This window comes from Streptococcus sp. DD12 (assembly GCF_001578885.1).
Classification (GTDB): domain Bacteria; phylum Bacillota; class Bacilli; order Lactobacillales; family Streptococcaceae; genus Streptococcus.
The window spans coordinates 741,862-763,904 of record NZ_KQ969495.1; the positions used below are offsets into that span (position 1 = coordinate 741,862).

Annotated in this window: 19 protein-coding genes; 3 read left to right on the top strand and 16 right to left on the bottom strand. The window is 45.9% G+C overall.

Annotated features, from left to right (window positions below; genetic code table 11):
* Positions 1 to 142: 142 nt before the first annotated feature.
* The 7 genes from STRDD12_RS03415 to STRDD12_RS03450 form a co-directional block, all read right to left on the bottom strand.
* Positions 143 to 862 (bottom strand): pseudouridine synthase, encoded by a 720-nt coding sequence (locus STRDD12_RS03415; RefSeq protein ID WP_066915163.1) that lies wholly within the window; start codon positions 860 to 862, stop codon positions 143 to 145.
* Entirely contained in the window at positions 849 to 1,565 is a 717-nt protein-coding gene (gene nagB, locus STRDD12_RS03420) for a glucosamine-6-phosphate deaminase (RefSeq protein ID WP_066915165.1), read from the bottom strand. Before nagB ends, STRDD12_RS03415 begins: the two co-directional genes overlap by 14 nt.
* Before the next feature lie 101 nt (positions 1,566 to 1,666).
* Positions 1,667 to 2,413, bottom strand: coding sequence for a CPBP family intramembrane glutamic endopeptidase (locus tag STRDD12_RS03425; RefSeq protein WP_066915167.1), 747 nt, complete (start codon positions 2,411 to 2,413; stop codon positions 1,667 to 1,669).
* Between the two features lie 29 nt (positions 2,414 to 2,442).
* Positions 2,443 to 4,176 (bottom strand): SP_1767 family glycosyltransferase, encoded by a 1,734-nt coding sequence (locus STRDD12_RS08065; protein ID WP_082753051.1) that lies wholly within the window; start codon positions 4,174 to 4,176, stop codon positions 2,443 to 2,445.
* A 531-nt stretch (positions 4,177 to 4,707) separates the two neighbouring features.
* Complete coding sequence (locus STRDD12_RS03440) at positions 4,708 to 6,252, bottom strand: peptide chain release factor 3 (protein WP_066915171.1); 1,545 nt, start codon at positions 6,250 to 6,252, stop codon at positions 4,708 to 4,710.
* Positions 6,253 to 6,426: 174 nt separating this feature from the next.
* Positions 6,427 to 7,362, bottom strand: coding sequence for a peptide-methionine (R)-S-oxide reductase MsrB (msrB, locus tag STRDD12_RS03445; protein WP_066915173.1), 936 nt, complete (start codon positions 7,360 to 7,362; stop codon positions 6,427 to 6,429).
* 183 nt (positions 7,363 to 7,545) lie between these two features.
* A complete protein-coding gene (locus STRDD12_RS03450) occupies positions 7,546 to 8,913 on the bottom strand; it encodes an MFS transporter (RefSeq protein WP_066916210.1) in 1,368 nt (455 codons plus the stop codon).
* Positions 8,914 to 9,378: 465 nt separating this feature from the next.
* On the opposite strand from STRDD12_RS03450, the gene STRDD12_RS03455 reads away from it, so the two are divergent.
* The 3 genes from STRDD12_RS03455 to STRDD12_RS03465 are packed head-to-tail and all read left to right on the top strand — an operon-like array spanning position 9,379 to position 11,238.
* Entirely contained in the window at positions 9,379 to 9,765 is a 387-nt protein-coding gene (locus tag STRDD12_RS03455; protein ID WP_066915175.1) for a GntR family transcriptional regulator, read from the top strand.
* Positions 9,746 to 10,441, top strand: a complete 696-nt coding sequence (locus STRDD12_RS03460) for an ABC transporter ATP-binding protein (protein WP_066915176.1) — start codon at positions 9,746 to 9,748, stop codon at positions 10,439 to 10,441. Before STRDD12_RS03455 ends, STRDD12_RS03460 begins: the two co-directional genes overlap by 20 nt.
* Before the next feature lie 14 nt (positions 10,442 to 10,455).
* Positions 10,456 to 11,238: a hypothetical protein gene (locus tag STRDD12_RS03465; RefSeq protein ID WP_066915178.1), complete on the top strand. Its 783-nt coding sequence runs from the start codon at positions 10,456 to 10,458 to the stop codon at positions 11,236 to 11,238.
* Between the two features lie 45 nt (positions 11,239 to 11,283).
* Here STRDD12_RS03465 and alaS read toward each other — a convergent pair whose 3' ends face one another.
* From alaS to rapZ, 9 genes are all read right to left on the bottom strand, one after another.
* A complete protein-coding gene (alaS, locus tag STRDD12_RS03470; RefSeq protein ID WP_066915180.1) occupies positions 11,284 to 13,905 on the bottom strand; it encodes an alanine--tRNA ligase in 2,622 nt (873 codons plus the stop codon).
* Between the two features lie 33 nt (positions 13,906 to 13,938).
* Complete coding sequence (locus tag STRDD12_RS03475) at positions 13,939 to 14,424, bottom strand: LURP-one-related family protein (protein WP_066915182.1); 486 nt, start codon at positions 14,422 to 14,424, stop codon at positions 13,939 to 13,941.
* A gap of 232 nt (positions 14,425 to 14,656) precedes the next feature.
* Positions 14,657 to 15,859, bottom strand: a complete 1,203-nt coding sequence (locus STRDD12_RS03480; RefSeq protein WP_082753052.1) for a peptidyl-prolyl cis-trans isomerase — start codon at positions 15,857 to 15,859, stop codon at positions 14,657 to 14,659.
* A gap of 53 nt (positions 15,860 to 15,912) precedes the next feature.
* Positions 15,913 to 16,620, bottom strand: a complete 708-nt coding sequence (locus tag STRDD12_RS03485; RefSeq protein WP_066915184.1) for an O-methyltransferase — start codon at positions 16,618 to 16,620, stop codon at positions 15,913 to 15,915.
* Positions 16,621 to 16,805: 185 nt separating this feature from the next.
* Positions 16,806 to 17,498, bottom strand: a complete 693-nt coding sequence (locus STRDD12_RS03490; protein ID WP_066915186.1) for a phosphoglycerate mutase — start codon at positions 17,496 to 17,498, stop codon at positions 16,806 to 16,808.
* A 108-nt stretch (positions 17,499 to 17,606) separates the two neighbouring features.
* Positions 17,607 to 19,004: a C69 family dipeptidase gene (locus STRDD12_RS03495; RefSeq protein ID WP_066915188.1), complete on the bottom strand. Its 1,398-nt coding sequence runs from the start codon at positions 19,002 to 19,004 to the stop codon at positions 17,607 to 17,609.
* Positions 19,005 to 19,006: 2 nt separating this feature from the next.
* Complete coding sequence (gene whiA / locus STRDD12_RS03500; RefSeq protein ID WP_066915189.1) at positions 19,007 to 19,918, bottom strand: DNA-binding protein WhiA; 912 nt, start codon at positions 19,916 to 19,918, stop codon at positions 19,007 to 19,009.
* Positions 19,915 to 20,892, bottom strand: a complete 978-nt coding sequence (locus STRDD12_RS03505) for a YvcK family protein (protein WP_066915191.1) — start codon at positions 20,890 to 20,892, stop codon at positions 19,915 to 19,917. The genes whiA and STRDD12_RS03505 overlap by 4 nt, the downstream gene beginning before the upstream one ends.
* Positions 20,889 to 21,779, bottom strand: coding sequence for an RNase adapter RapZ (gene rapZ / locus STRDD12_RS03510; protein ID WP_066915193.1), 891 nt, complete (start codon positions 21,777 to 21,779; stop codon positions 20,889 to 20,891). The genes STRDD12_RS03505 and rapZ overlap by 4 nt, the downstream gene beginning before the upstream one ends.
* Positions 21,780 to 22,043: the final 264 nt, after the last annotated feature.

Here is a 22,043-nt window from a genome sequence, read left to right on the forward strand (position 1 = left end):
TCGTCGCAACAACAAAACAAATGATGTTACAGCTGGCATGGCTTGTCTCCTTGGTGTTAAGTTACCTATATTTTAGACTTGTCTCAGATATTTGTCAAGGTCTTGCGATATTTTTCTGAAAATTCTTTACAAAAACCCACCATTATTTCAAAAAGGTCTTTATAACCGCTTGTTCACTGGCCGTCAAAGGGCGATAGGCCCCTGCCTGCAGGGAGTCCTCTAAGACTAGACCTGCAAATGCTGTCCGTGTCAGGCCAGTGACCTTCACCCCATAGGCTAAAAACATCTTTTTGACCTGGTGAAATTTTCCCTCTTTGAGCGTCACGCGGGCTTGACTAGAAAAAGGCTGACTTGAGAGAATCTCTAGCTGGGCTGGCTGACAGACCGTCCCATCGTGAAAGCGTACCCCCGATGCGAAAAAGTCGGGAGCATCGGCTAGGAGGGGGCCATTAACAGTGACCAGATAGGTCTTGGTCACATGATAGCGCGGGTGCAAAAGCTGAAATCCTAAGGGACCATTAGTCGTCAACAAGACCAGACCAGCTGTATCACGGTCCAAGCGACCAACGGGGTACAGCCCTTCAGGGCGTTCCTCAGGCGCAACCAAATCAATCACTGTCGGGTGTTGGCTATCTGAAACAGCAGTCACAACTCCGATGGGTTTATGGACGAGGTAGTAAGTCTCGGCGTGTTCTTTAACAAGTTGACCAGCGATACGAATAGCCTGAAGGCCACTATCACAATTGCGACTGCCTTGACGAACAATTTCGCCATCAATGCTGACTTGACCCGTTTGAAGGAGCCGTTTGGCCCGTTTTTTTGACCCGACACCCTGGCACTCTAGTAATTTATCGAGTCTCACTTGGCAAAGCACTCGCAGCAGATGCATCCAAAATCAATTGCACATCTGCATGTTTTTGCAGAATACTAGCTGGCATAGCCTCAGTCACAGGGCCGGTCACCATTTGCTTAATGGCTTGGGCCTTTTCAGGACCATAAGCAAAAAGGATGATGGACTTGGCCTGCATAATGGAGGCAATCCCCATAGAAATGGCTTGTTTAGGGACCTCTTCTTCAGTTGTGAAAAAACGACTATTCGCAGCAATGGTAGAGGCTGTCAAATCCACCAGGTGGGTCTGGCTATCAAAGGCTGTTCCAGGTTCATTAAAACCAATGTGGCCATTGCGGCCAATCCCTAAAAGTTGCAAATCGATCGGGTGTTCAGTCATCACCTGGTCATAGGCTTGGGCAGCACGCGTTAAATCTTGAGCTTGGCCATCTGGCAAATAATTGGCCGCAAACGTTTTATACTGAAAGAGGTGCTCTTGCATAAAATAATGGTAGGATTGCGGATTATCCGCAGACAGGCCAACATATTCGTCCAAGTTAATCGTCGTCACCTGACTAAAATCCAATTCAGAATGGGCTAAAGTATCATATAAAGCCAAGGGCGAACTGCCTGTCGCTAACCCCAAGGTTTTCAAGCCCTCCTGCAGTTTTTTCTCAATTAGGGAAAAAGCCATACGACCACCTTCTGCTTGATTGGCAACGATAGCAATTTTCATGATGAACCTCCTTGATACCAAAATTGGTCTATACCTATATGGTACACCTCCTTCTCCTGAAAGTCAAACCAAAAGCTACAAAAAAAGCCGACAGTTCCCTGTCAACTTAAAAATTCTTTTATAAGCGCCTCTAGCTTTTTCTCCCGTAAGAGATAAAGGCCAATAAGCAGAATAAGGAACCAGACCATAATACCAAGAAGGGTCGGTCCGCCACTTGCCTTACTGCCATTTGCCGCTAAGATGACGCTAAAATCCATCAGAAAATGTGGCACTATAACCCACCAAAGACTCCCCGTTCGAATTACTAGGGCACAGAAATAAACTCCCAAAGCAAAGGCATAGTAGACCTGAAAAAGGGTATGGCTCATCGGTTGTATCAAACTGTTGGACAAATGGGCCAGCCCAAAAAAGAGACTAGACAAAAAGACAGCCCACATGACCTGACGGTAACTGCGGTTGCCAGCCTGAAAGGCCATCTGCAGAAAGAGGCCACGGCAGATGTATTCCTCCAAAAATCCAGCCACTAAAGCTGAGACGAGAGCGTCCCAGATAGCCTGCGGATAATGCGACAAGCCGATAACTAAAAGTGGAAGAACGATAAACAAGAGATAGACGACAAGCAGCCAGGACACGCTTAGCTGTTCCCAAAAGCTTGTTCGTGGTCTAAAAGAGAGCTTTAAGCCCAGGCGCCTGTGAAAACCCAAATAGAAAACGAGGGCCAAAAAGACTGACTTGAGGACATAATAGAGCATTTCCGGCAAGAATTCTGCCAAAGGGCGTAAACCTAGATTAATCACTAATAGGAGGACTCCCATGCTAAGCAGGGGTTGCTGATGTCTTTCTAGCATGGACCTTCTTTCTACTTTTTGGCAAAGGCTTAGTCAATAATACCTCGTTGACGGAGTGATTTATCAATAAGACGAAGTTTTTGAACGACTTTTTTGTAGTTGGTGATATCGCCGGCCTCTAAGAGGGCCTTCCGATGAAGTTCCAAGCGCCAACGATAAGCTCTTTGTTCCATGATGGTATCCATTCCCATCATGGTCAAGAGGGTCAGCCGTTCTTCAATGGCCTTAAGTGGAAAGACATGCACCTGATTGACACTGCTGGTCACGCTATCCTGACGCTTACGGTGAACATAGATGCCTTCATTCATATAGGCGATACGGTCTGCAGCCAGATAGACACGATAGGTGGTGTAATCATCTTCTACTTTTTCATCTGTCGGATAGAGAACATCCTCAAAGAGTTCCGCCTTGTAGAGCTTGGCCCAAGGGGTTGTGAACACTTGGCTCATGTAATCTTGACTCTCATACTGAAAGGCAAACCACTGCTCTGGGCTGTATACCTCTTCATAGTACTTATCTGCCCCGATATGCCAAACCATGTTGGCCGTCTCATCGAGAAGGGTAATAAAATTGCCAATGGCGATATCGCTATCGGTCTTTTTGAGTAACCGATACAGTTTTGAAATATGGTCTTCACTGATAGCATCATCATTATCAACAAAAAGAATATAGTCGCCACGCACTAGCTCCAAACCCGCATTGCGAGCAGAACCAACCCCACCATTTGTTTTGTGGTGAACCCGTACGCGTCTATCCGTGGCCTTGAGCTCCTCGCAAATCTTGGCCGAGCCATCTGTCGACCCATCATTGACTAAAATCAGTTCAATATTCTTATAACTTTGAGCGAGGATACTATTGGCGCAATTTCCAAGGAATTTTTCAGCATTATAGACTGGTACAATAACAGAAACCAAGGGACCCCATAGGTCTGAAACACCTACTCGAGCAACGATTTGGCTCTCGTAGCTGGCATCTTCAGCCAAAGCAATATTAACATCGTAATTGTGCTCAGCTGTATGCTTATGTGGCAACTTGATTTTTGATGTCGCTTGGCGCTTAAACCACTCATACTCTGAGTCGATATGCCCAAGGTCAATCGCCTGAATGCCTTCTTTTACCAAAGCTGGTACCAAAACCTTGGCCGTAGGGCCTAACATCAAGAGCACCAAGCAGTCTTTTCCATGTTTAACTATCGCCTCAAAAATCGCATCCTTAACGGCATAAGCATTTTTCGGTGGGCAGATGACACGGCAGACACTTGCAGCATCCGCAAACAGGTCATTGCCAATACCAGAACGGGTACTAAGACCTTCAACGATGAGAAGCTTGCGACCCTTCCACAATTGTTTTAACTTCTTAAAATACCCCGCACTCACAGACTTATCAGCCAAGTCCATGTATGGTCTAGAGATAAAGGTTGATCCATACCAAGGTGCGCGACAAAGTGAGGCATAATAGTCCCCCTTGCCTTTTAAATGTTGCTCCCAAAAAAAGATCACATCATTATTGTAGCGCTCTTGGTGTTCAAAAACATCTGGTAGACAGACCACCAAGTCTTGCGTAGAAGCTTGTCCAGCGAGACTTTTGAGTTCTTTTGCCAAGTTTGGATCAAAGTCCTGATAGGCAATCCCATCCCCTGAGAGAAGGTTGATCTCCCCATCTCCTAAACGCACTACCGATGAGCCGTGTGCTTGAATAAAGTCTAAGGTTTCATCAATGTCCCGCACGTGAATGCCAAACAAAGGCTCTGTCTTTTCCGCCATGGTTCCCTCCCCACCATTTTCATTAACCAGGTGTCAGCCGTTCGTCACTAGCCTTTCATGACAGAAAGGTTACGGCCATATGTCATTTTATTTTACCCTAAAAAGAAAGCTGAAACAAGCCCTTTTACCGTCACTTATCGCCACAAAAAAAAGAAAACCTCCAGCACCAAGGCTGAAGACTTTCAGGAGATTTATGAAAAAGAAAAGTTTTGGGATGACTATAGTATAGCCAACCTGCCTTAACAAAGACTTAAGCTGCTAAGTTTTTTTTGCTGTCTTTTTTTAAGGGCTTTTTTCTGGCTGGAGCTGATGCTCTCACTTGCTCGAAACAGACAACTTTCGCCCCTCACCATGGTCATGGAGCGAATCGAAGCAATAGCAGTTTTTCTGTGAGCTAGTCAGACGATACAAGGCTAATGAATGGGACAGGCCTTAAAAGCATCGCGAAAAAGACAAAATCATCCAGGAACTCCTCTTCCAGCGACAGTTTTCCTATTTTCTTCTCGCATTTTTACGGGCTTTGTCTCTTTATCACATCTTTTCTTCTAACGTGACTTCTGGGTACTTGTCTGCAAACCAGCGCAGGGCGAAATCATTTTCAAAGAGAAAGACTGGGTTATCGAAACGATCCTTGGCCAAGATATTACGGCTGGAGGACATCTTTTGATCCAGTTGCTCAGGGTTAATCCAGCGGACCGTTTTCTTGCCCATAGGGGTCATGACCACCTCGGCATTGTATTCATTTTCCATGCGGTGTTTGAAGACTTCAAACTGAAGCTGACCGACAGCACCTAGCATGTATTCGCCCGTCTGGTAGTTGGTATAAAGCTGAATAGCCCCTTCTTGCACCAGTTGCTCAATCCCCTTATGGAAGGATTTTTGCTTCATCACGTTTTTAGCAGAAACTTTCATGAAAAGCTCTGGAGTAAAGGTTGGGAGTGGCTCAAATTCAAACTTGTTTTTTCCAACCGTCAGGGTATCACCGACCTGGTAAGTCCCTGTATCATAGACCCCGATGATGTCTCCAGCTACGGCATTTTCAACGTTTTCGCGAGACTCTGCCATAAACTGAGTCACATTTGAAAGTTTAGCGCCCTTACCCGTGCGAGGGAGATTGACACTCATGCCACGCTCAAATTCACCCGACACGATTCGGACAAAAGCGATCCGATCGCGGTGACGGGGGTCCATATTAGCTTGAATTTTAAAGACAAAACCTGAGAAATCCTTGTCAAACGGACTAACTTCCTCACCATCGGTTTTCTTATGCCCGTGTGGTTCTGGCGCAAAGGTTAAAAAGGTTTCAAGAAAGGTTTGCACCCCAAAATTGGTCAAGGCAGAGCCAAAGAAAACGGGTGTCAGCTGACCATCTAGGATAGCTTGTTCGGAAAATGCGTTACCCGCTTCTTGCAAAAGCTCCACATCCTCAACCACTTGCTCATAAAAAGGATTGTTAGCAAAAAGGTCAGCACCTTCCTCAAAACTGGCGAAACGCTCATCGCCTTTGTAAAGCTCTAAGCGCTGGTTATAGAGATCATAGAGCCCTTCAAAAGACTTGCCCATACCGATAGGCCAGTTCATAGGATAGCTAGCAATGCCCAAAATATCTTCTAGTTCTTCTAGCAAATCCAAGGGTTCGCGCCCATCTCGGTCCAGTTTGTTGATAAAGGTAAAGACAGGAATTTGGCGGTGTTTGACAACCTCAAATAATTTTTTGGTCTGCGCCTCAATCCCCTTGGCAGAGTCGATAACCATGACCGCTGCGTCTACTGCCATGAGGGTCCGGTAAGTGTCCTCTGAAAAATCCTCGTGCCCAGGGGTGTCCAAGATATTGACCCGTTTGCCCTCATAGTCAAACTGCATCACTGAGGAAGTTACTGAAATCCCCCGTTGTTTTTCGATATCCATCCAGTCTGACTTGGCAAAGTTCCCGGTTTTTTTCCCTTTGACCGTACCAGCCTCACGGATTTCCCCTCCAAAATAAAGGAGTTGCTCTGTGATCGTCGTCTTCCCCGCGTCCGGGTGGGAAATGATGGCAAAGGTCCGGCGTTTCTTGATTGCGTCTTCTAGTGTCATGTCTTACTCCAGTTCTTTGATTAACCTTATTATTATACCGAAAAAAATCATCACCGTCCATGGGCTCATCTAGCTTATGGTTAGAAATTCATTTGGCAAGAGGTAAAAAAACGCTTTTTTCCTAACTGACTGGATAGTAACCCCCTAAAAAAGAGAGGCCCCCTCTTTTCACCCTCAGTTCATGACTTGGAGCAAGTCCCCATAGCCTTTTTCGGCCATCTCATCTTTGGGGATAAACTTTAAAGCAGCCGAGTTGATGCAATAACGCAGCCCCCCTCGGTCATCTGGTCCATCTGGAAAGACATGTCCTAGATGGGCTCGCCCTGACCGAGAACGGACCTCGATGCGGTCCATCCCATAACTCTTGTCTTCAAGGTACTGGACCACTTCTTTGGCAATTGGTCGCGAAAAACTAGGCCATCCACAAGCTGATGCAAACTTATCCTTGGCCAAAAAGAGGGGCTCACCAGTTGTCACATCGACATAAAGACCTTCTTCAAAGGTTTGGTCATACGCATTTTGAAAAGGAGCTTCCGTCGCCCCTTCTTGGGTTACTTGATAAGCTTCTTTAGACAAGGTAGTCTTGAGTTCTTCCTGACTAGGCCTTGGGTAAGCTGCTGGGTCAATCAAGGGCTGGTCTGCTTGTGTCACATCAATATGACAATAACCAGATGGGTTCTTTTTAAGGTAATCCTGATGGTAATCCTCAGCCAAGACATAATGCCGCAAGGGTTCCAACTCAACCGCTAGTTTTCGCCCTAGCTGAGCTTCTTCCTCCGAAAAGACCGCTGCAATTATTGGCCGGTCTGCATCATCTGTATAATAGACCCCTGTCCGGTATTGCCGCCCCTGATCATTGCCCTGCCGATTAACCGAAAGAGGATCAATCACACGAAAATAATACAAGAGCAATTCTCTTAAACTCACCTGTTTGGCATCATAGATAACTTGTACCGTTTCCGCATGATCGGTTTCTTTGATCAGCTGATAATTCGTCGTCGTCACCTGACCGTTGGCATAGCCAACACTGGTCTTTTCCACACCAGGAATGCGCTCAAAATAAGCTTGTAAGCCCCAGAAACAGCCCCCTGCCAAATAAATTTCAGCCATAGAAATCCCTCCTTAATGACCAGCAAATGCTAGCTTCTATCGTCCTTATTTTAGCGCAAGTCAGCCCTGACTGTCAAAAAGGGGCAACTGTAGGTTGCCCTAAAATCAAGACCAAGGACAAGCCCTAGGTCAACAAAAAAATGTCAGCTTGGGCCTATCCCCAAGCTGACATGCTTTTCTATATTAGGATTGTTTTTGAGACAGAGGACCCAACTTAAATAAGGCCCAGTAGAAAACAAAGTTGATGGCTAATAGGATACTAATCATCCAGAAAACGTTTTGTCCACCGCTGGTGATATTAGGCGCGGCATTCACCAAAACGGCCGCTACAGCTGTCCCGACTGCTCCTGCAAAGGTCTGTGCCAATTGAAAGAGCGCTGTCACATCGGCTGTCTTTTCATGGGGCACATAAGAGATTGAATAGGCCTGCGTATTGCTAAAAGCCATATTGCGACCGAAGGTAAAGACAACATAAAAACCAATGATAATCGCAAGGTTGAGCCAATCCGTAAAGAGGGCAAAAACCAACATGGCCAAACAAGCGAGGAAATTGCCTCCATATAAGCTCAATTTAGGGCCCTTATTGTCATAGAGTTTTCCCAGACTTGGCGCCAAAAGCGCCCCAATCAGGGTACCCGGTAAGAGTGAAAAGCCTGAACTCGTTGTCGAGGCACCTTGAGCCACCAAAAAGTTTGGAATCAAAAAGTTCGCAGACAAGTTTGAAAATTGAAAAATCAGAAATGGCCAAATTCCCAAGACAATCACAGGCAAACGCAGAACGCGAATATCTAAAAAGGGATGCTCCACAGTCAGGCTTCGCCAGATAAAGAGGGCTAAGGTCACCAGAAAGACCACTACATAGAGCCAATTGACCCCATGGCCATCCTCAAGACTAGATACCGCCACCAAGGAAGAAATGAGCGCTACGGCTAGCAACAAGAAAGACCAAACATCAAAAGGTCTTTTCACTTTTTGAGGGCTATCTTTTAGGTTTACATAGGCGATGATAAAAGAAATAATCGGAACTGGCATGATACAGGTGTAAATCATATGCCAGTCAAACCGTGCAATCATAGCACCACCGTATGTTGGGCCCAAAGCCGGTGCTAAACTAACCACCATACCTAAAAGCCCCATATAAAAACCTAGACGTTGCCGGGGCACGCGCTCAACCACCAGATTAAACATCAAGGGAATCGCTATCCCTGTCGCGCCACCTTGTAAGACACGCCCCACCATCAACAGACTAAAGTTGGGGGCCAGCATGGCAACACCATTTCCCAGAGTGAAAATCGCTAAGGAAGTAAATAAGATGCGACGTTCCCCCCAGTTATGGGCCAAGGTCGCTCCCAAGGTGATGGTAACAGCTACAGCCAAGAGGTAACCTGTTGTTATCCACTGCAAGACCCCTAAGTCCAATCCAAAAACCTGACTCAAATGTGAAAAGGTTACATTCATACTGGTTTCCGAGAGAATTCCCGCAAAGGCTACCAAAGCCGCTGCAAAAATTGACAATAAATCCGCCCGATTGGCGGTTTCTTTATGACTCATGTCATCCTCCAAAATGTTAGGGAAAAGGCCTAAAAAGAGGAGTGAACCAAAATCGCTGCCGTCAAGCTGGCGATTGATGGTTTCACCCCACAACACTGGCGCAAGCTGCATATGCCTCCAAAAAGCGTCTGTAGCGTCGGGCAAGGACGGGAGCATCAGCTATCACACCCGTGGTAGCAGAGACACAGAAGGCCTGTCTGCCACATTTTTACGGTCTTTTTTCTACATAGGTTATTGTAGCATGATTTTTCTGGAAATAGCAAGTTATTTTCCATATCAGCTCGACAAGTCTTGGCAAATCCTTCTAATTAAAATAGTCCTTCCTAAACAGGAGCGACTAGCTTAACCTTCAAAAAATTTAAAATTTTTCTTAAAAAAGACTTGCTTTTTTATTTGTACTATTGTATTATACACTTAGTACAAAGGTACAACACCTTAGTCATTTAAACAGAAAGGAAACTAACGATGACATGGACATTTGATACCAATAAGCCGATTTACCTGCAGATTGTCGAACGGCTTAAACTTGAGATAGTTGCCCAGGAACTAGCTGCAGGGGATAAACTCCCCTCTGTAAGAGACTTGGCTCAGACAGCTGGCGTCAATCCCAATACAATTCAACGCGCCCTAAGCGAGTTGGAAAATCAAAAACTGGTCTATAGCCGGCGCACGAGTGGCCGTTTTGTAACAGAGGACCAGGAGTTGATTGACCTGCTCCGTCAGGAACTATCGCAAACAATCTTACAATCCTTTGTCGACCGAATGACACAACTCGGTCACAAGGAGCAAGAACTTCCCCAATTACTCTCTCGCTATATTAAGGAGGCCCATCATGACACTACTGACATTTGAACAAGTGACCAAGCGCTACGGCAAAAAAACCGCTCTGGACAATCTGAGCTTTGACCTCTCTGCTGGACATATTGTTGGTCTTTTAGGACCAAACGGGTCTGGTAAAACGACATTGATTAAGCTTATCAATGGTCTCTTACAAACGGATGAAGGCCAAATCCTCATCAAAGGGCAAAAGCCTTCTGCTGCGACCAAGGCCCTTGTTTCCTACCTGCCAGATACGACTTATTTCAGTGAAAACATGACTGTCCAAGCCACTATCAACTATTTCGCTGATTTCTATGCTGACTTTGATCGATCACGCGCGCTAAGCTTGATGGCAGACCTAGCTATTGATACTAGCCTTCCCTTGCGTAAGCTTTCTAAGGGGAACAAAGAAAAGGTGCAACTCATCTTGGTCATGAGCCGTAAGGCTCAGTTGTACATCTTAGATGAACCTATTGGAGGTGTCGACCCAGCTGCACGGGATTATATCCTCCAAACCATTATCAGTAACTACTCACCAACAGCCACTGTGCTTATCGCCACTCACTTGATTGCTGATATTGAGCCAATCTTAGACCAAGTCATCTTTATCGACCAAGGCAAAATTGTTCGTCAGGGCGATGTTGACGATTTGCGTACCGCTTCTGGTCTGTCCATCGACCAACTCTTCCGCCAAGACTTTAAAGCCTAGAAAGGAGCCTTCCCATGTTAGGAAAACTTATCAAACACGAAATCACATCTGTCAGTCGCTGGTACTTAGGCTTGTACGGCGCCATCTTACTTCTCTCAGCCATCGTGGGGGTCTGGCTTCGGTCTTTTCTAGTCCGTGCTGGTATTCACTCCATCCATTCAGCTCAATTTGAGTCGGATTTCTACTACCAACCCGCTCTCTTTGAAGCCATTATTTTCACGGTTATATTCTTGGTCTTTCTAGGGCTCTTTATTAGCCTGGCTCTGGCTACCCTCTTTTTGATTATCCGGCGGTTCAAAGATAGCATTTATGGCCGTGAAGGCTACCTGACCTTGACCCTGCCTGTCAGCCATTCCCAACTGCTTGTCTCCAAGGTAGCTGGCGCTATCTTTTGGCAACTGGCGAGTGGTTTTACAACGCTTTTGTCCTTTATTATCATAGGTGGAATTCTCCTAGGGCAATTTACCGATGTGCCAAACTTGGCTCACTACCTGATTGGCTGGTCTTACTGGCTAGAACTCACCGGCTTTTTACTCTCCTTTATTATCGCTTCAATCAGCGGGACTCTACTTATCTACTTAGCTATTAGTTTTGGCCAACTCTTTGACCGGTCGAGAAACGTCATCGCCTTTCTCTTCTACCTTGTTCTAGCCTTACTGATTGGCTTTATCAATACGCACCTCCCTTGGTCCGGTATCAACGCTGACCTTGCCATGGGCCTTGAAAACCTCGTCCTCTCGCTTGTTTACTTTTACAGCATCCGCTATCTCCTCATCAACAAGGTCAACCTCGATTAAGCAAAAATACCATTGGGCTTTCCAATGGTATTTTCTTGTTTTGTTTTATGCTAATGCCTTTCCTACGGCTGCGAGAAGGTCTGGGATTTTAGCTTGATTGCTACCACCAGCCATGGCCATGTCTGGTTTTCCGCCCCCACGTCCGTCTACAATTGGTGCTAGGGACTTGACCAGCTGTCCAGCTGGGATAGCCTTGTCACGGCTGGCCACCAGAAGGTTCACCTTGTCACCAATAGCAGCGACCAAGACCAGAACATCAGAATAATCCTTTTGTTTCCAAGTATCTGCTAAGGTACGAAGCGCTCCAGCGTCAGCTACCTGCACTTGTTTTGCAATGTAACGATGCCCATTGGCTTCCTGAACGTCCTTAAAGAGATCGCCTGCTTGCGCTTGCGCTGCCTTGGCCTTGAGTTCGGCATTTTCTTTTTGTAGGGCTTGGAGCTGGTCTTGCAGACTGGCTACCTTGTTTGGAACTTCCTTGATTTGAGGGGCCTTGAGAGTGGCTGCAATATCGCGCAGGGCATCCTCTGTTTCACGATAAGCCTCAAAGGCTTCCTTGCTGGTTACCGCCAGGATACGACGGGTTCCAGAACCAATCCCTTCTTCCTTGACAATCTTAAAGAGACCAATTTCAGCGGTATTGCCGACATGAGTTCCCCCACAAAGTTCGATAGAGTAATCTCCGATGGTCACCACGCGCACATTTTTACCATACTTCTCACCAAAGAGAGCCATAGCCCCCATTTCCTTGGCAGAGTCGATGTCTGTTTCTACTGTCACAACGGGGATAGCTTCCCAAATTTTTTGGTTGACTTCTTCCTCGATACGGCGCAACTCATCCTTGGACACCGCCTCAAAATGGGTAAAGTCAAAACGTAAAAATTCTTGTTCGTTAAGAGAACCCGCTTGTGTGGCATGATTCCCTAAGACATTGTGCAAGGCCGCATGGAGCAAGTGAGTTGCTGTGTGGTTTTTCATCACTCGATGACGACGGCTATGGTCAATTTCCAGATGATAGGTTTCCCCAGCGCTGAGCAGTCCCTCAACAGCTACCGTGTGCAGGGCTTGACCATTAGGAGCTTTTTGCACATCTCGTACACGGCCGAGAACATTACCGGCATTATCCGTAATCGTTCCTTGGTCAGCAACCTGACCACCCATCTCCGCATAAAATGGCGTTTGGTCAAAGACCAAGAGGACTTCCCCTTCTGATACAGCGTCTACACGGGCATTGTCTGCGATGATGACTGCCAAGCGGCTGTCCGCTTCTTCGACCTCATAGAGGAATTCAGACGGTTCGGTGATAGCAGACAGGGTTTCATTTTGCATGCCCATGGACCCCCCTTTGACCACGCTGGCACGCGCCCGCTCTTGTTGCGCTTTCATGGCTTGCTCAAAGCCCTTGTGGTCAATTTTAAAGCCTTCATCTTCAGCCAATTCTTCGGTTAATTCCACTGGGAAACCATAAGTATCGTACAGTTTGAAGATGGCCTTACCTTCCAAGGTATCCTTGCCTTGCGCCTTAAGTTCAGCTAACAAGTGGTCCAACATGGTTGAACCAGCATCGATGGTACGGGCAAAGGTTTCTTCTTCACGTTTCACAATTTTTTCGATGAAGTCCTTCTTCTCGCTGACTTCTGGGTAGTAGCTGTCCATGATTTGACCAACCGTTGGCACCAATTTGTAAAGGAAAGGTTCATTAATCCCCAGACGACGGCCATGCATAACTGCGCGACGCAACAAACGACGCAGGACATAACCACGTCCTTCATTACCAGGCAGTGCACCATCTCCAATGGCAAAGGACAAGGAACGAATATGGTCAGCAATAACCTTGAAACTCATATTATCCCCGTCTGGGTCATAGGTTTTTCCAGACAATTGTTCAACCTGACGGATGATTGGCATAAAGAGGTCGGTTTCAAAGTTGGTCTTAGCCCCTTGGATAACAGCTACAAGACGTTCCAGACCTGCTCCGGTATCAATGTTTTTATGAGGCAATTCCTTGTATTCGCTACGCGGTACCGCTGGGTCAGCATTAAATTGCGACAAGACGATATTCCAGATTTCGATATAGCGGTCATTTTCGATATCTTCTGCCAAAAGGCGCAGACCGATATGGTCTGGGTCAAAGGCTTCGCCTCGGTCAAAGAAGATTTCAGTATCTGGTCCAGAAGGGCCAGCCCCAATTTCCCAGAAATTATCTTCAATCGGTACCAAATGACTAGGTTCTACCCCTGCTTTAATCCAGCAGTTGTATGAATCTTTGTCATCTGGGTAATAGGTCATATAGAGCTTATCTTTGGGAAAATCAAACCACTCTGGACTGGTCAAGAGTTCAAAAGCCCAAGCAATGGCTTCGTCACGGAAATAATCACCAATGGAGAAGTTCCCCAACATTTCAAACATGGTGTGGTGACGAGCAGTTTTCCCCACATTTTCAATATCATTGGTCCGAATGGCCTTTTGTGCATTGGTAATCCTAGGATTTTCAGGGACCACAGACCCATCAAAGTATTTCTTGAGCGTTGCGACACCTGAGTTAATCCACAAAAGCGTTGGGTCGTTGACAGGCACCAAACTTTGCGAAGGTTCCACCGCATGGCCTTTAGAAGCCCAAAAGTCTAGCCACATTTGACGAATCTGAGCACTGGTTAATTGTTTCATCTGTTCTCCTTTATTTGGGTAAGCCTAGACGGCTTAGTATTCTTTGAGTAATCCTTTGACAAAATCGACAGCCGTCACAAGGCTGATGACAATATCTTGCACGCCCTCATCATAGAGTGTGATGCTGTAATGACGTTTGGCGCGTTTGACCTGATAGCAAACCTTTGCCAAAACCTCTTGGTCTTTGACCAGTCGCCAATTCATCGACCACAGGTTGCCTGTCAAGGTCATATTTTGTTGCCCCGTACAGCGCCAGACAGCCCTGTTTCGCCTTGGTTTCAAGCGCACAAAAAGTGATTTGTCCTTGGCAAAGTCTAAGCGAAACCAAGGGCCCAACCAGGACAAGCGACGATGCAGACGGCAAACCACTTGCTGGTTGCTATCCTTAAGTTCCCATTCCCGAATAGCGACAGTATCTACGGCTTCTAGGCGATACAGCAACCTGTCTTCATCATCACATATGTCCAGCGGACGGGGGCCTAGAGAAAATTCCTCAGGCAAATGCACTGTTTTTGTCATGTCCCCTCCCTCAAAAAAAGACAAGGCATCGAACAAAGAAGGGCGACATAACCGCGGTACCACCTTCATTCAATGACCTTGTCATTCTTCATTTCTTATCTTAGTTTCCAACTGAGTAGCCCGTAAGACGCTACCAAGTGACTCCCAGCAACCGTCACCTTTCTGGATGGTTAATCATCTTACTTTTCTCAATCGTTTTTATTATACAGGCTTCTTAACTAATGGTCAAGCCTTAGTTAGAGCTTGCGCTTGACGAACTGCTAGCTGCAGAAGAGGAAGCACTTGAAGACGCTGTGCTAGAGGTTTCCGTGTAGTTAGCCAGGAGGTTAGACAAGTCGCTGTCTTTCACTTTTACATTGTACTCTTTGAGGATATTGGCCACCACTTGTTTTTGGAAAGCTGAGTCATTGGTCTTCTCATTGACAATCATGTTGGTCAACTGTGTTTTGTAAGTCTTCCAGTTACTGTCTTTATCCTTCCGGCTCACAACTTTAACGATGTAGTAGTTAGTCGCATAGGTTGAGCTGTTAGTGACACTAATCACATCAGACACATCCCCTGCATTCATGTCCTTGATTTTCGTCAAGAGATCACTAGGTAAGTCTGTCGAAGAAGAGTTCACAGTATAGCTGTACTTCTTGTCCGTAGCAGCGGTTTTTTCCTTGGCAATGGAAGCAAAATCCGCACCATCTGCCTTGACATCAGACAAGACAGAATTAGCTGTGTCTGAGTCAGACAACTGAATCACTTGCACTTCTGTATCAGGCATGTAGGTTTCATAGGCTTTTTTCATAGCCGCGTCTGTCGCTTCTTTTTTCGCAGCTTGTTCCAAAGCATAGGTCGCTAATAGACTTTCGCGGATGTAGTATTTTTTAAAGGCATCCAAGCTAACCCCATATTGTTGCGCCACATAGCCAGAAGCTGTCGTGCCATAGTAGGACGCGTAGGTTGTCAGAGATTCCAATGTGGATTGGTAACGTGTGTTGACATCCTTAGAAGATACCTTGTCGCCATACTTAGCCTGCAGGACATTGTAAAGCACGATGTTTTGCAAAACTGAGGTATTGGCAGAGTTGGTTTTAGTTGCTGCATAAAGGTCACCTACAGAAACCGTAGAGCCTTTCATGGACACTAAAACAGTATCGTTATTGGCACCCGAATGTTGCACGCCATAGGTCACTCCAGCTCCCACAGCTGCGGAGATAATTGCAATCGCAAAGCCACGCGCTACGCGCTTGTTGAAGGTTTTTTCTTCCTCAGTCAAAGGTTTTTTCTCTTTCTTTTTAGAGACAGCCTTCTTTTTGTAGCTCCGCTTTTTATCATCTTTTTTGGTCTCTTTTTCAGATGATTGGCTTTCTTTGGCAACTACTTCTTCTTTTGTTTCTTGCTCAGCTGATTGTTGCTTTGCATCCTTTTTAGTTTCTTTTTTTGACATGGTGACTCCTTTATTTTAACTGTTTTAGTATACCATAAGTTTTTAAAATTAGCTTAATTCGCCAAATCAATCGTTTCTTGGTCTTTGCGAATCATGAGCAGACCGTCTCCCAGTGGCAACAGACTTGCTGTCAGACCAGGATGGTCTAAGGTGGCGTCGAAGAGACGCTTGAGCCCACGATATATGGCGCGCTGACCGCGTGCAATTGCTTCAAACGGTTTTGCCACGTCTCCTCCTTGAAAGACATCGTCAATCAAGACCACACCACCAACTGGCATCAGACGCAAAATGTCTGGCAAAAAGACGATGTATTTTGACTTGGCCGAATCCATAAAGACCAAGTCGTAAGAACCCTCTATCTCTGACAAAAGTTCCTGAGCATCTCCAGATAATAGCTTAATTTGCCGGCGGCTATCGTAACGGTCAAAATTGGCCTGAGCCAAAGCCAGCATCTCTGGATTGCGATCAATCGTCGTAATTTGCGCCTGTGGGGCATAGGTCGCCAATAAAAGCGCCGAATAGCCAATCGCTGTCCCCACTTCTAAAATGTTCGAAGGGGCCACAAGTTTAAGCAGGAGCCTAAAATAAGCTGCTGTCTCCTTGGGGATGATGGGAATGTTTTCTCTCTGCGCAAAGTCTTCTAAGTCTGCTAAAAAGCCCGATTCTGCCTTTTGGTGTTGCCGCATAAAAGCAACCACTTCTTCTTTTACCACCGGCCGACGCATGTTGCGATTTGCCTTGGCACTATATGTTTCAACCATGTTTTCTATTATAGCGTATTTGGAAATTCTAGCAAGTTTTAGACCAGATGAACCCTAAAGTGAAACAAGCACCTCCTCTCAGGAGGGCTTTTCCACGCTGCCTGGACAGAAAAAGGAAAGCAATCTCTCGCCTAAGAGGAGAAAAAGAAAACAGCCAGGCTCAGCCTGACTGCTTATTTTCTGGATTATTTTCCAAGGTAGTATTCTTTTACCACGTTCAATTTGTCGTCAAATTCGAAGACCAATGGTGGGAAGTTAGGGATTTCAACATCCATGATTTCGTCGTCTGACAAGCCTTTGATGTGTTTAACAAGGGCACGGATAGAGTTACCATGCGCACCAACGAAGACGTTTTTACCATCTTTCAAGGCTGGCGCAATTTTGTCTTCCCAGAAAGGAAGGGCACGTTCCAAAGTAACCTTAAGGTTTTCAGCATCTGGAATAACAGAGTCGTCCAAAGATGCGTAACGACGGTCAGTGTGTGCTGAGTATTCGTCGTCTTTAGCCATAGCTGGTGGCAAAACGTCGTATGAACGGCGCCAGATATGCACTTGTTCGTCACCAAACTCTTCAGCAGCTTCTGCTTTGTTTTTACCAGTCAAACCACCGTAGTGACGTTCATTCAAGCGCCATGATTTTTCAACAGGTACCCAAAGTTGGTCAGATGCTTCAAGAGCCAAGTTAGTCGTCTTGATGGCACGTTTCAATACTGAAGTGTAAGCTTGGTCAAATTCAATCCCAGCTTCTTTGATGAGTTTACCAGCGTCGATTGCTTGTTGTGTTCCTTTATCAGAAAGATCTACATCTGCCCAACCTGTAAAGAGGTTGGCTTTGTTCCATTCAGACTCACCGTGGCGAGCAAAAACCAATTTTACCATTAGAATGTGTCTCCTTTATTTTTGGCCGAAGCCATGTTAACTCTTTTATTGTACAAAAAACTTGTTTAAAAAGCTAGTCCTTTCCCCAAAAAGGGAAATTTCTTAGGCTTAGTCACTCATTGAAAAGGCATTGGTCATATGGTTGCTGGCATCGTATAGAACTTTATCCAACAAATCTTCGGTTTGTTTTTGGAGATAATCGGAAACTTCCTGGTTGCTGTTTTCCAGGTTATAGTAGGTACCTTCTGCTTGTGCCTTGTCTACAGCATTGATAACTGCATAACCTTTAGCAATGGTGTCTTCTGCATAATCATCCACCAAAGACATCATTTCATGATGGTTACGGTCAGCCAAAGCAGCGATGATACGGCTAGTCCAATAATAGCTATCCGTAGATGGGGTTTTTGGCGTGTCGCGCAGATAGGCAGGGGTATCATTGACTTGGGTAAAGAATGGCACCATAGTCGTGTAAGGCATAGAACCATAGCTCAGCCATTGGATACCTGTCGTATCATGTGGTTTGTTTGGACGTACTTGCAGGATATGGGTTTGGTTGGTCCGGTTAACCCCGATAGGCCGGTAACCCGAAATCTTGGTATTTTCGCGAGTATAAGGGTCATATGGCGTGTCTTGGTAATAGCCTGTCAGCAGGTAGCGAATGTCATCGATTGTCACCTTGCGATAAGGTTTACGGCACCATGGTAGTGCAAAGGATTCTGGATCTTGTTGCACTTCCGGATTGAGGAATTTTTGGATAAACCAAGCCCGAGGGGTGTTATAGTGTTTGTCCTTGTCCTTTTGAGACCCAAAAGCATAGCGTGGGTTGAAATGTTCATTAGACGCATTCAAATCCAGGTGGTGTTGGCGAATCCAATCCCGCAGATCGCTTGAATAGAGATAGTGATCAGGGTTGTCAAATTCAAAATGGTCTAAGCCCAGTTGATTGGGGTTGGTGACATAAACGTCATCTGGTACACGACGGGCAATCCAATGATGGCCACCAATGGTTTCCAACCACCAGATTTCCTCAGTATCTGAAAAAGCAATCCCATTGGATTCGTAGGTTCCATATTCTTCTAGGATTTGCCCCAAACGAAGGACCCCTTCACGGGCACTAGAGATGTATGGCAAAACTAAGGTCACCATATCTTCTTCACCGATACCAGCTTTCACTAGTGGGTCTGCACCTAGGACACGGCTATTGGTGGTAATGGTTTCAGTGGCAGACATGGCCACATTTTTTTCATTAATCCCTGAAGCAGCCCAAAAACCTTCTGGCCCAGGGTTTCCCGCATCAGGTACTGCCGTATAGCGGATGGGATTGTCAGGTAAATCAATCTCAAAGTCAGACAAGACAGATTTATAATGCCGTGGTTGGTCTTCTGGTTGCACGACCACAAAGGCTTTCGGCGTATATTGACCGCTTGGCGAATCTTCCGTCCGTGCGACCAAGGTAGAGCCATCAAAAGAAGCGTTTTTTCCGACAAGAATAGTTGTACAAGCCATAATTAAATCTCCTTTGCTAATTGATTGAGTTTTCGTAAACGATGGTTAACCCCGCTTTTAGATAGAGGGGGATTGAGCAAAGCCCCTAGCTGGGCTAGGGAATAATCTGGATGAGCAATTCGTAGGTTTGCAATTTGTTGCAAATCACTGGACAAGCCTTCAAACACCTGATTGTCCCGAAGGCGGATAATGTTGTCAATGGTCTTCATACTAGCAGTCACCGTTTTAGCAATATTTGCTGCTTCGGCATTACTGGCTCGGTTGATATCGTTGCGTGCTTCCCGCATCAATTTGACAGATTCGTACTCTTCCATACAGGACATGGCACCGATAACAATCAAAAAATCAATGATATCTTCTGCTTTTTGAAGGTAAGTAATGGTCCCTTTTTTACGTTCGAGTATTTTGGCATCTAACATAAACAGTCGCAACAACTGGGCGAGGTCTGTCGCATGGTCTGCATAAACAGAAGCTATTTCCAGTTGGTATTTCCCTGTTTCTGGATGCGTGACGCTCCCTGTCGCCAGAAAGGCCCCCCGCAAATAATCTCTGGCCTTGCGTTCGTCTGCGATAATGTCAGGTGAAATGCCCTGAGCTTCTCCAAAGAAGCTATCCGCCAAACGCAAGTCTGCCAAGATTGCCTCGACGGCTTGGCTGATAAGAACCGTGTAGACACGATTCTTTTTAAGATTGGACTTGTAGTGATAGGATAAATCTGGCGTGACCTCAAAGAGGTCCTCAAAGAGTCCGTATATATAACGGGCAATTTTAGCGTTTTGAGTGGTGACCGATAAGGTCAACCCCTGACCAGACAGGCCTAAACTACCAGACATTTTGATAAAGGCTGATAATTCACTGTAACTGGGCTGAGAGGTCTGCATCACTTCTTCTTTAACTTGGGTAGTAAAGCTCATCGTCTGCGCCTTCCTAGAGACCGCAACAATTCTTGGGCAACAAGGTCACCGTCGTGAAAGGCGCCTCCATTTTCCAACCTTAGGAAGTTTGAGGAAATGACACGTGGCACTTGTTCTTTAAGGCCTTTAAAGTCATGGTCTACCTGAACCAAGTATTCATCAAAGCGATTAGTGTTCATGTAGCTTTGGGGGACCTTTTCCACATTGACCAAAACCAGGTCAATAACATTTTGCCCGAGATGACGGTTGAGCACACGCACATGGTCAGCATCCGAGAAATGTTCGGTTTCCCCATATTGGGTCATGATGTTACAGACATAGGTCACCGTCGCAGGTGTCTCACGTAAGGCCTGGGCAATATTATCAATCACAAGGTTTGGCAAGATTGAGGTGTAAAGGGAGCCTGGCCCCAGAACAATCATATCCGAATCCATGATGGCCTCAACCACTTTACGATTGGCCTGAGGGGCCTCATCGCTATAGCTATTGGTGACATAGACATGGTCGATGATGCCTTTGTATTTGGCAATTGAACTTTCGCCACAGACCTCGTGGCCATCCTGAAAGACCGCATGTAAAGTCAAGGCATTTTCACAAGCAGGGTAAATTTTCCCAGTCGTGTGAAAAAATTTAGCCAACAACTGAATGGCATTATAGGTGGAACCCTGCATCTCTGAAACCCCAGCGATAATGAGGTTGCCCAAAGGATGACCAGCTAAGCCACCATCTGACTCCTTGAACCGATACTGGAAAACCTGTTCGTAGAGCCGGGGCATATCACTCATGGCCACTAGAACATTACGCAAATCACCTGGTGGTGTCAATTGCGTCTCAGCCCGTAACTTCCCTGAGGAGCCCCCATCATCGGCGACTGTTACAATAGCCGTGATGTCCACATCGTAGTGCCGCAAGCTATTGAGTAAAACAGGAATGCCCGTTCCTCCACCGATAATGGTTAGTTTGGGTTTTCTCATGAGCGATTTACCGTTTCCTTTCGCCGATCCTTGTCTCGGTGGCTTTCATTGACCACCCAATCGAGTTCTCGCAAATCACGGGCTAAGCGATGGGCAAAGGCCACGCTCCGGTGTTGGCCACCCGTACAGCCGACCGCAATTGTCAAAACGGATTTCCCCTCTCGTTGGTAGCCTGGAATAATCGGTTGCAAGAGGCCAATCAAATGCGTGTAGAAATCCTCAGACTCCTCATGCCCCATCACATAATCATAAACTGCAGCTTCAAGACCTGTCTTGTCACGAAGCTCTGGATTATAGTAGGGGTTTGGCAAGAAGCGCACATCAAAAACCAAGTCCGCATCGAGCGGCAGACCGTATTTGAAACCAAAACTCATGATTTCGATCCGAAACGGTGCTTGACCGGATTTGTCTGAAAACTGTTCAAGTAACTCTTTTCGCAAAGCCCTTGGCGTCAATTCTGTCGTGTCAATCACATTTTGACTGAGGTTTTTCAGAGGGGCTAAAAGTTCACGCTCTAAGGTAATACCGTCCAAGACACGACCGGTTGCTGCTAGGGGATGCGAACGGCGTGTTTCCTTGTAGCGTGAAACCAACTCACCGTCTGTTGCATCCAGAAAGAGAATCTTAAAATTAATCCGTTCATCTGCCTGAATATTGTCCAAAATGGTCGTCATTTCAGAAAAGAAAGGCCGACTACGCATATCTACCACTAGGGCTATGCGGCCATTTTCCTCTGGCTTGACTAATTCCAAAAGCTTAGGAACTAGGGTGGGTGGCATGTTATCCATGGTAAAATAACCCATGTCTTCAAAAGATTGAACGGCCACTGTTTTACCAGCGCCACTCATGCCCGTAATCATCACTAGTTCAATTCGAGTTGATGCCATAAAAACCTACCTTTCTGCTTATTCCGCGGTACCCTTATTATAACAAAAATCAGTTCAATGTGGCGTTTGTAAGTTAATGTTTGAGTCATTTCTTTTTAGAACATCTAAGCGATTTTGCAATCCCTTACATCCTTGCTAAAAAAGGCTTTCTTGCCCGTTCAGAAAAATGGTCAAAAAGGACAAAGAACCTGTTTCAAGCGCTTACAAAATTCGCCTGTATGTTTAGCCCTTCCTCCCCAATTTCTGGCATAAAAAAAGAAAGCC

Bases quoted from the DNA above. Each gene is read 5' to 3' on its own strand.
- STRDD12_RS03455 (WP_066915175.1), top strand. From the start codon at position 9,379: ATGACATGGACATTTGATACCAATAAGCCGATTTACCTGCAGATTGTC.
- STRDD12_RS03490 (WP_066915186.1), bottom strand. From the start codon at position 17,498: ATGGTAAAATTGGTTTTTGCTCGCCACGGTGAGTCTGAATGGAACAAA.
- STRDD12_RS03475 (WP_066915182.1), bottom strand. From the start codon at position 14,424: ATGACAAAAACAGTGCATTTGCCTGAGGAATTTTCTCTAGGCCCCCGT.
- STRDD12_RS03465 (WP_066915178.1), top strand. From the start codon at position 10,456: ATGTTAGGAAAACTTATCAAACACGAAATCACATCTGTCAGTCGCTGG.
- STRDD12_RS03505 (WP_066915191.1), bottom strand. From the start codon at position 20,892: ATGAGAAAACCCAAACTAACCATTATCGGTGGAGGAACGGGCATTCCT.
- STRDD12_RS03450 (WP_066916210.1), bottom strand. From the start codon at position 8,913: ATGAGTCATAAAGAAACCGCCAATCGGGCGGATTTATTGTCAATTTTT.
- STRDD12_RS03425 (WP_066915167.1), bottom strand. From the start codon at position 2,413: ATGCTAGAAAGACATCAGCAACCCCTGCTTAGCATGGGAGTCCTCCTA.
- STRDD12_RS03440 (WP_066915171.1), bottom strand. From the start codon at position 6,252: ATGACACTAGAAGACGCAATCAAGAAACGCCGGACCTTTGCCATCATT.
- rapZ (WP_066915193.1), bottom strand. From the start codon at position 21,779: ATGGCATCAACTCGAATTGAACTAGTGATGATTACGGGCATGAGTGGC.
- msrB (WP_066915173.1), bottom strand. From the start codon at position 7,362: ATGGCTGAAATTTATTTGGCAGGGGGCTGTTTCTGGGGCTTACAAGCT.
- STRDD12_RS03495 (WP_066915188.1), bottom strand. From the start codon at position 19,004: ATGGCTTGTACAACTATTCTTGTCGGAAAAAACGCTTCTTTTGATGGC.
- alaS (WP_066915180.1), bottom strand. From the start codon at position 13,905: ATGAAACAATTAACCAGTGCTCAGATTCGTCAAATGTGGCTAGACTTT.
- STRDD12_RS08065 (WP_082753051.1), bottom strand. From the start codon at position 4,176: ATGGCGGAAAAGACAGAGCCTTTGTTTGGCATTCACGTGCGGGACATT.
- STRDD12_RS03485 (WP_066915184.1), bottom strand. From the start codon at position 16,620: ATGGTTGAAACATATAGTGCCAAGGCAAATCGCAACATGCGTCGGCCG.
- STRDD12_RS03460 (WP_066915176.1), top strand. From the start codon at position 9,746: ATGACACTACTGACATTTGAACAAGTGACCAAGCGCTACGGCAAAAAA.
- STRDD12_RS03480 (WP_082753052.1), bottom strand. From the start codon at position 15,859: ATGTCAAAAAAAGAAACTAAAAAGGATGCAAAGCAACAATCAGCTGAG.
- whiA (WP_066915189.1), bottom strand. From the start codon at position 19,918: ATGAGCTTTACTACCCAAGTTAAAGAAGAAGTGATGCAGACCTCTCAG.
- nagB (WP_066915165.1), bottom strand. From the start codon at position 1,565: ATGAAAATTGCTATCGTTGCCAATCAAGCAGAAGGTGGTCGTATGGCT.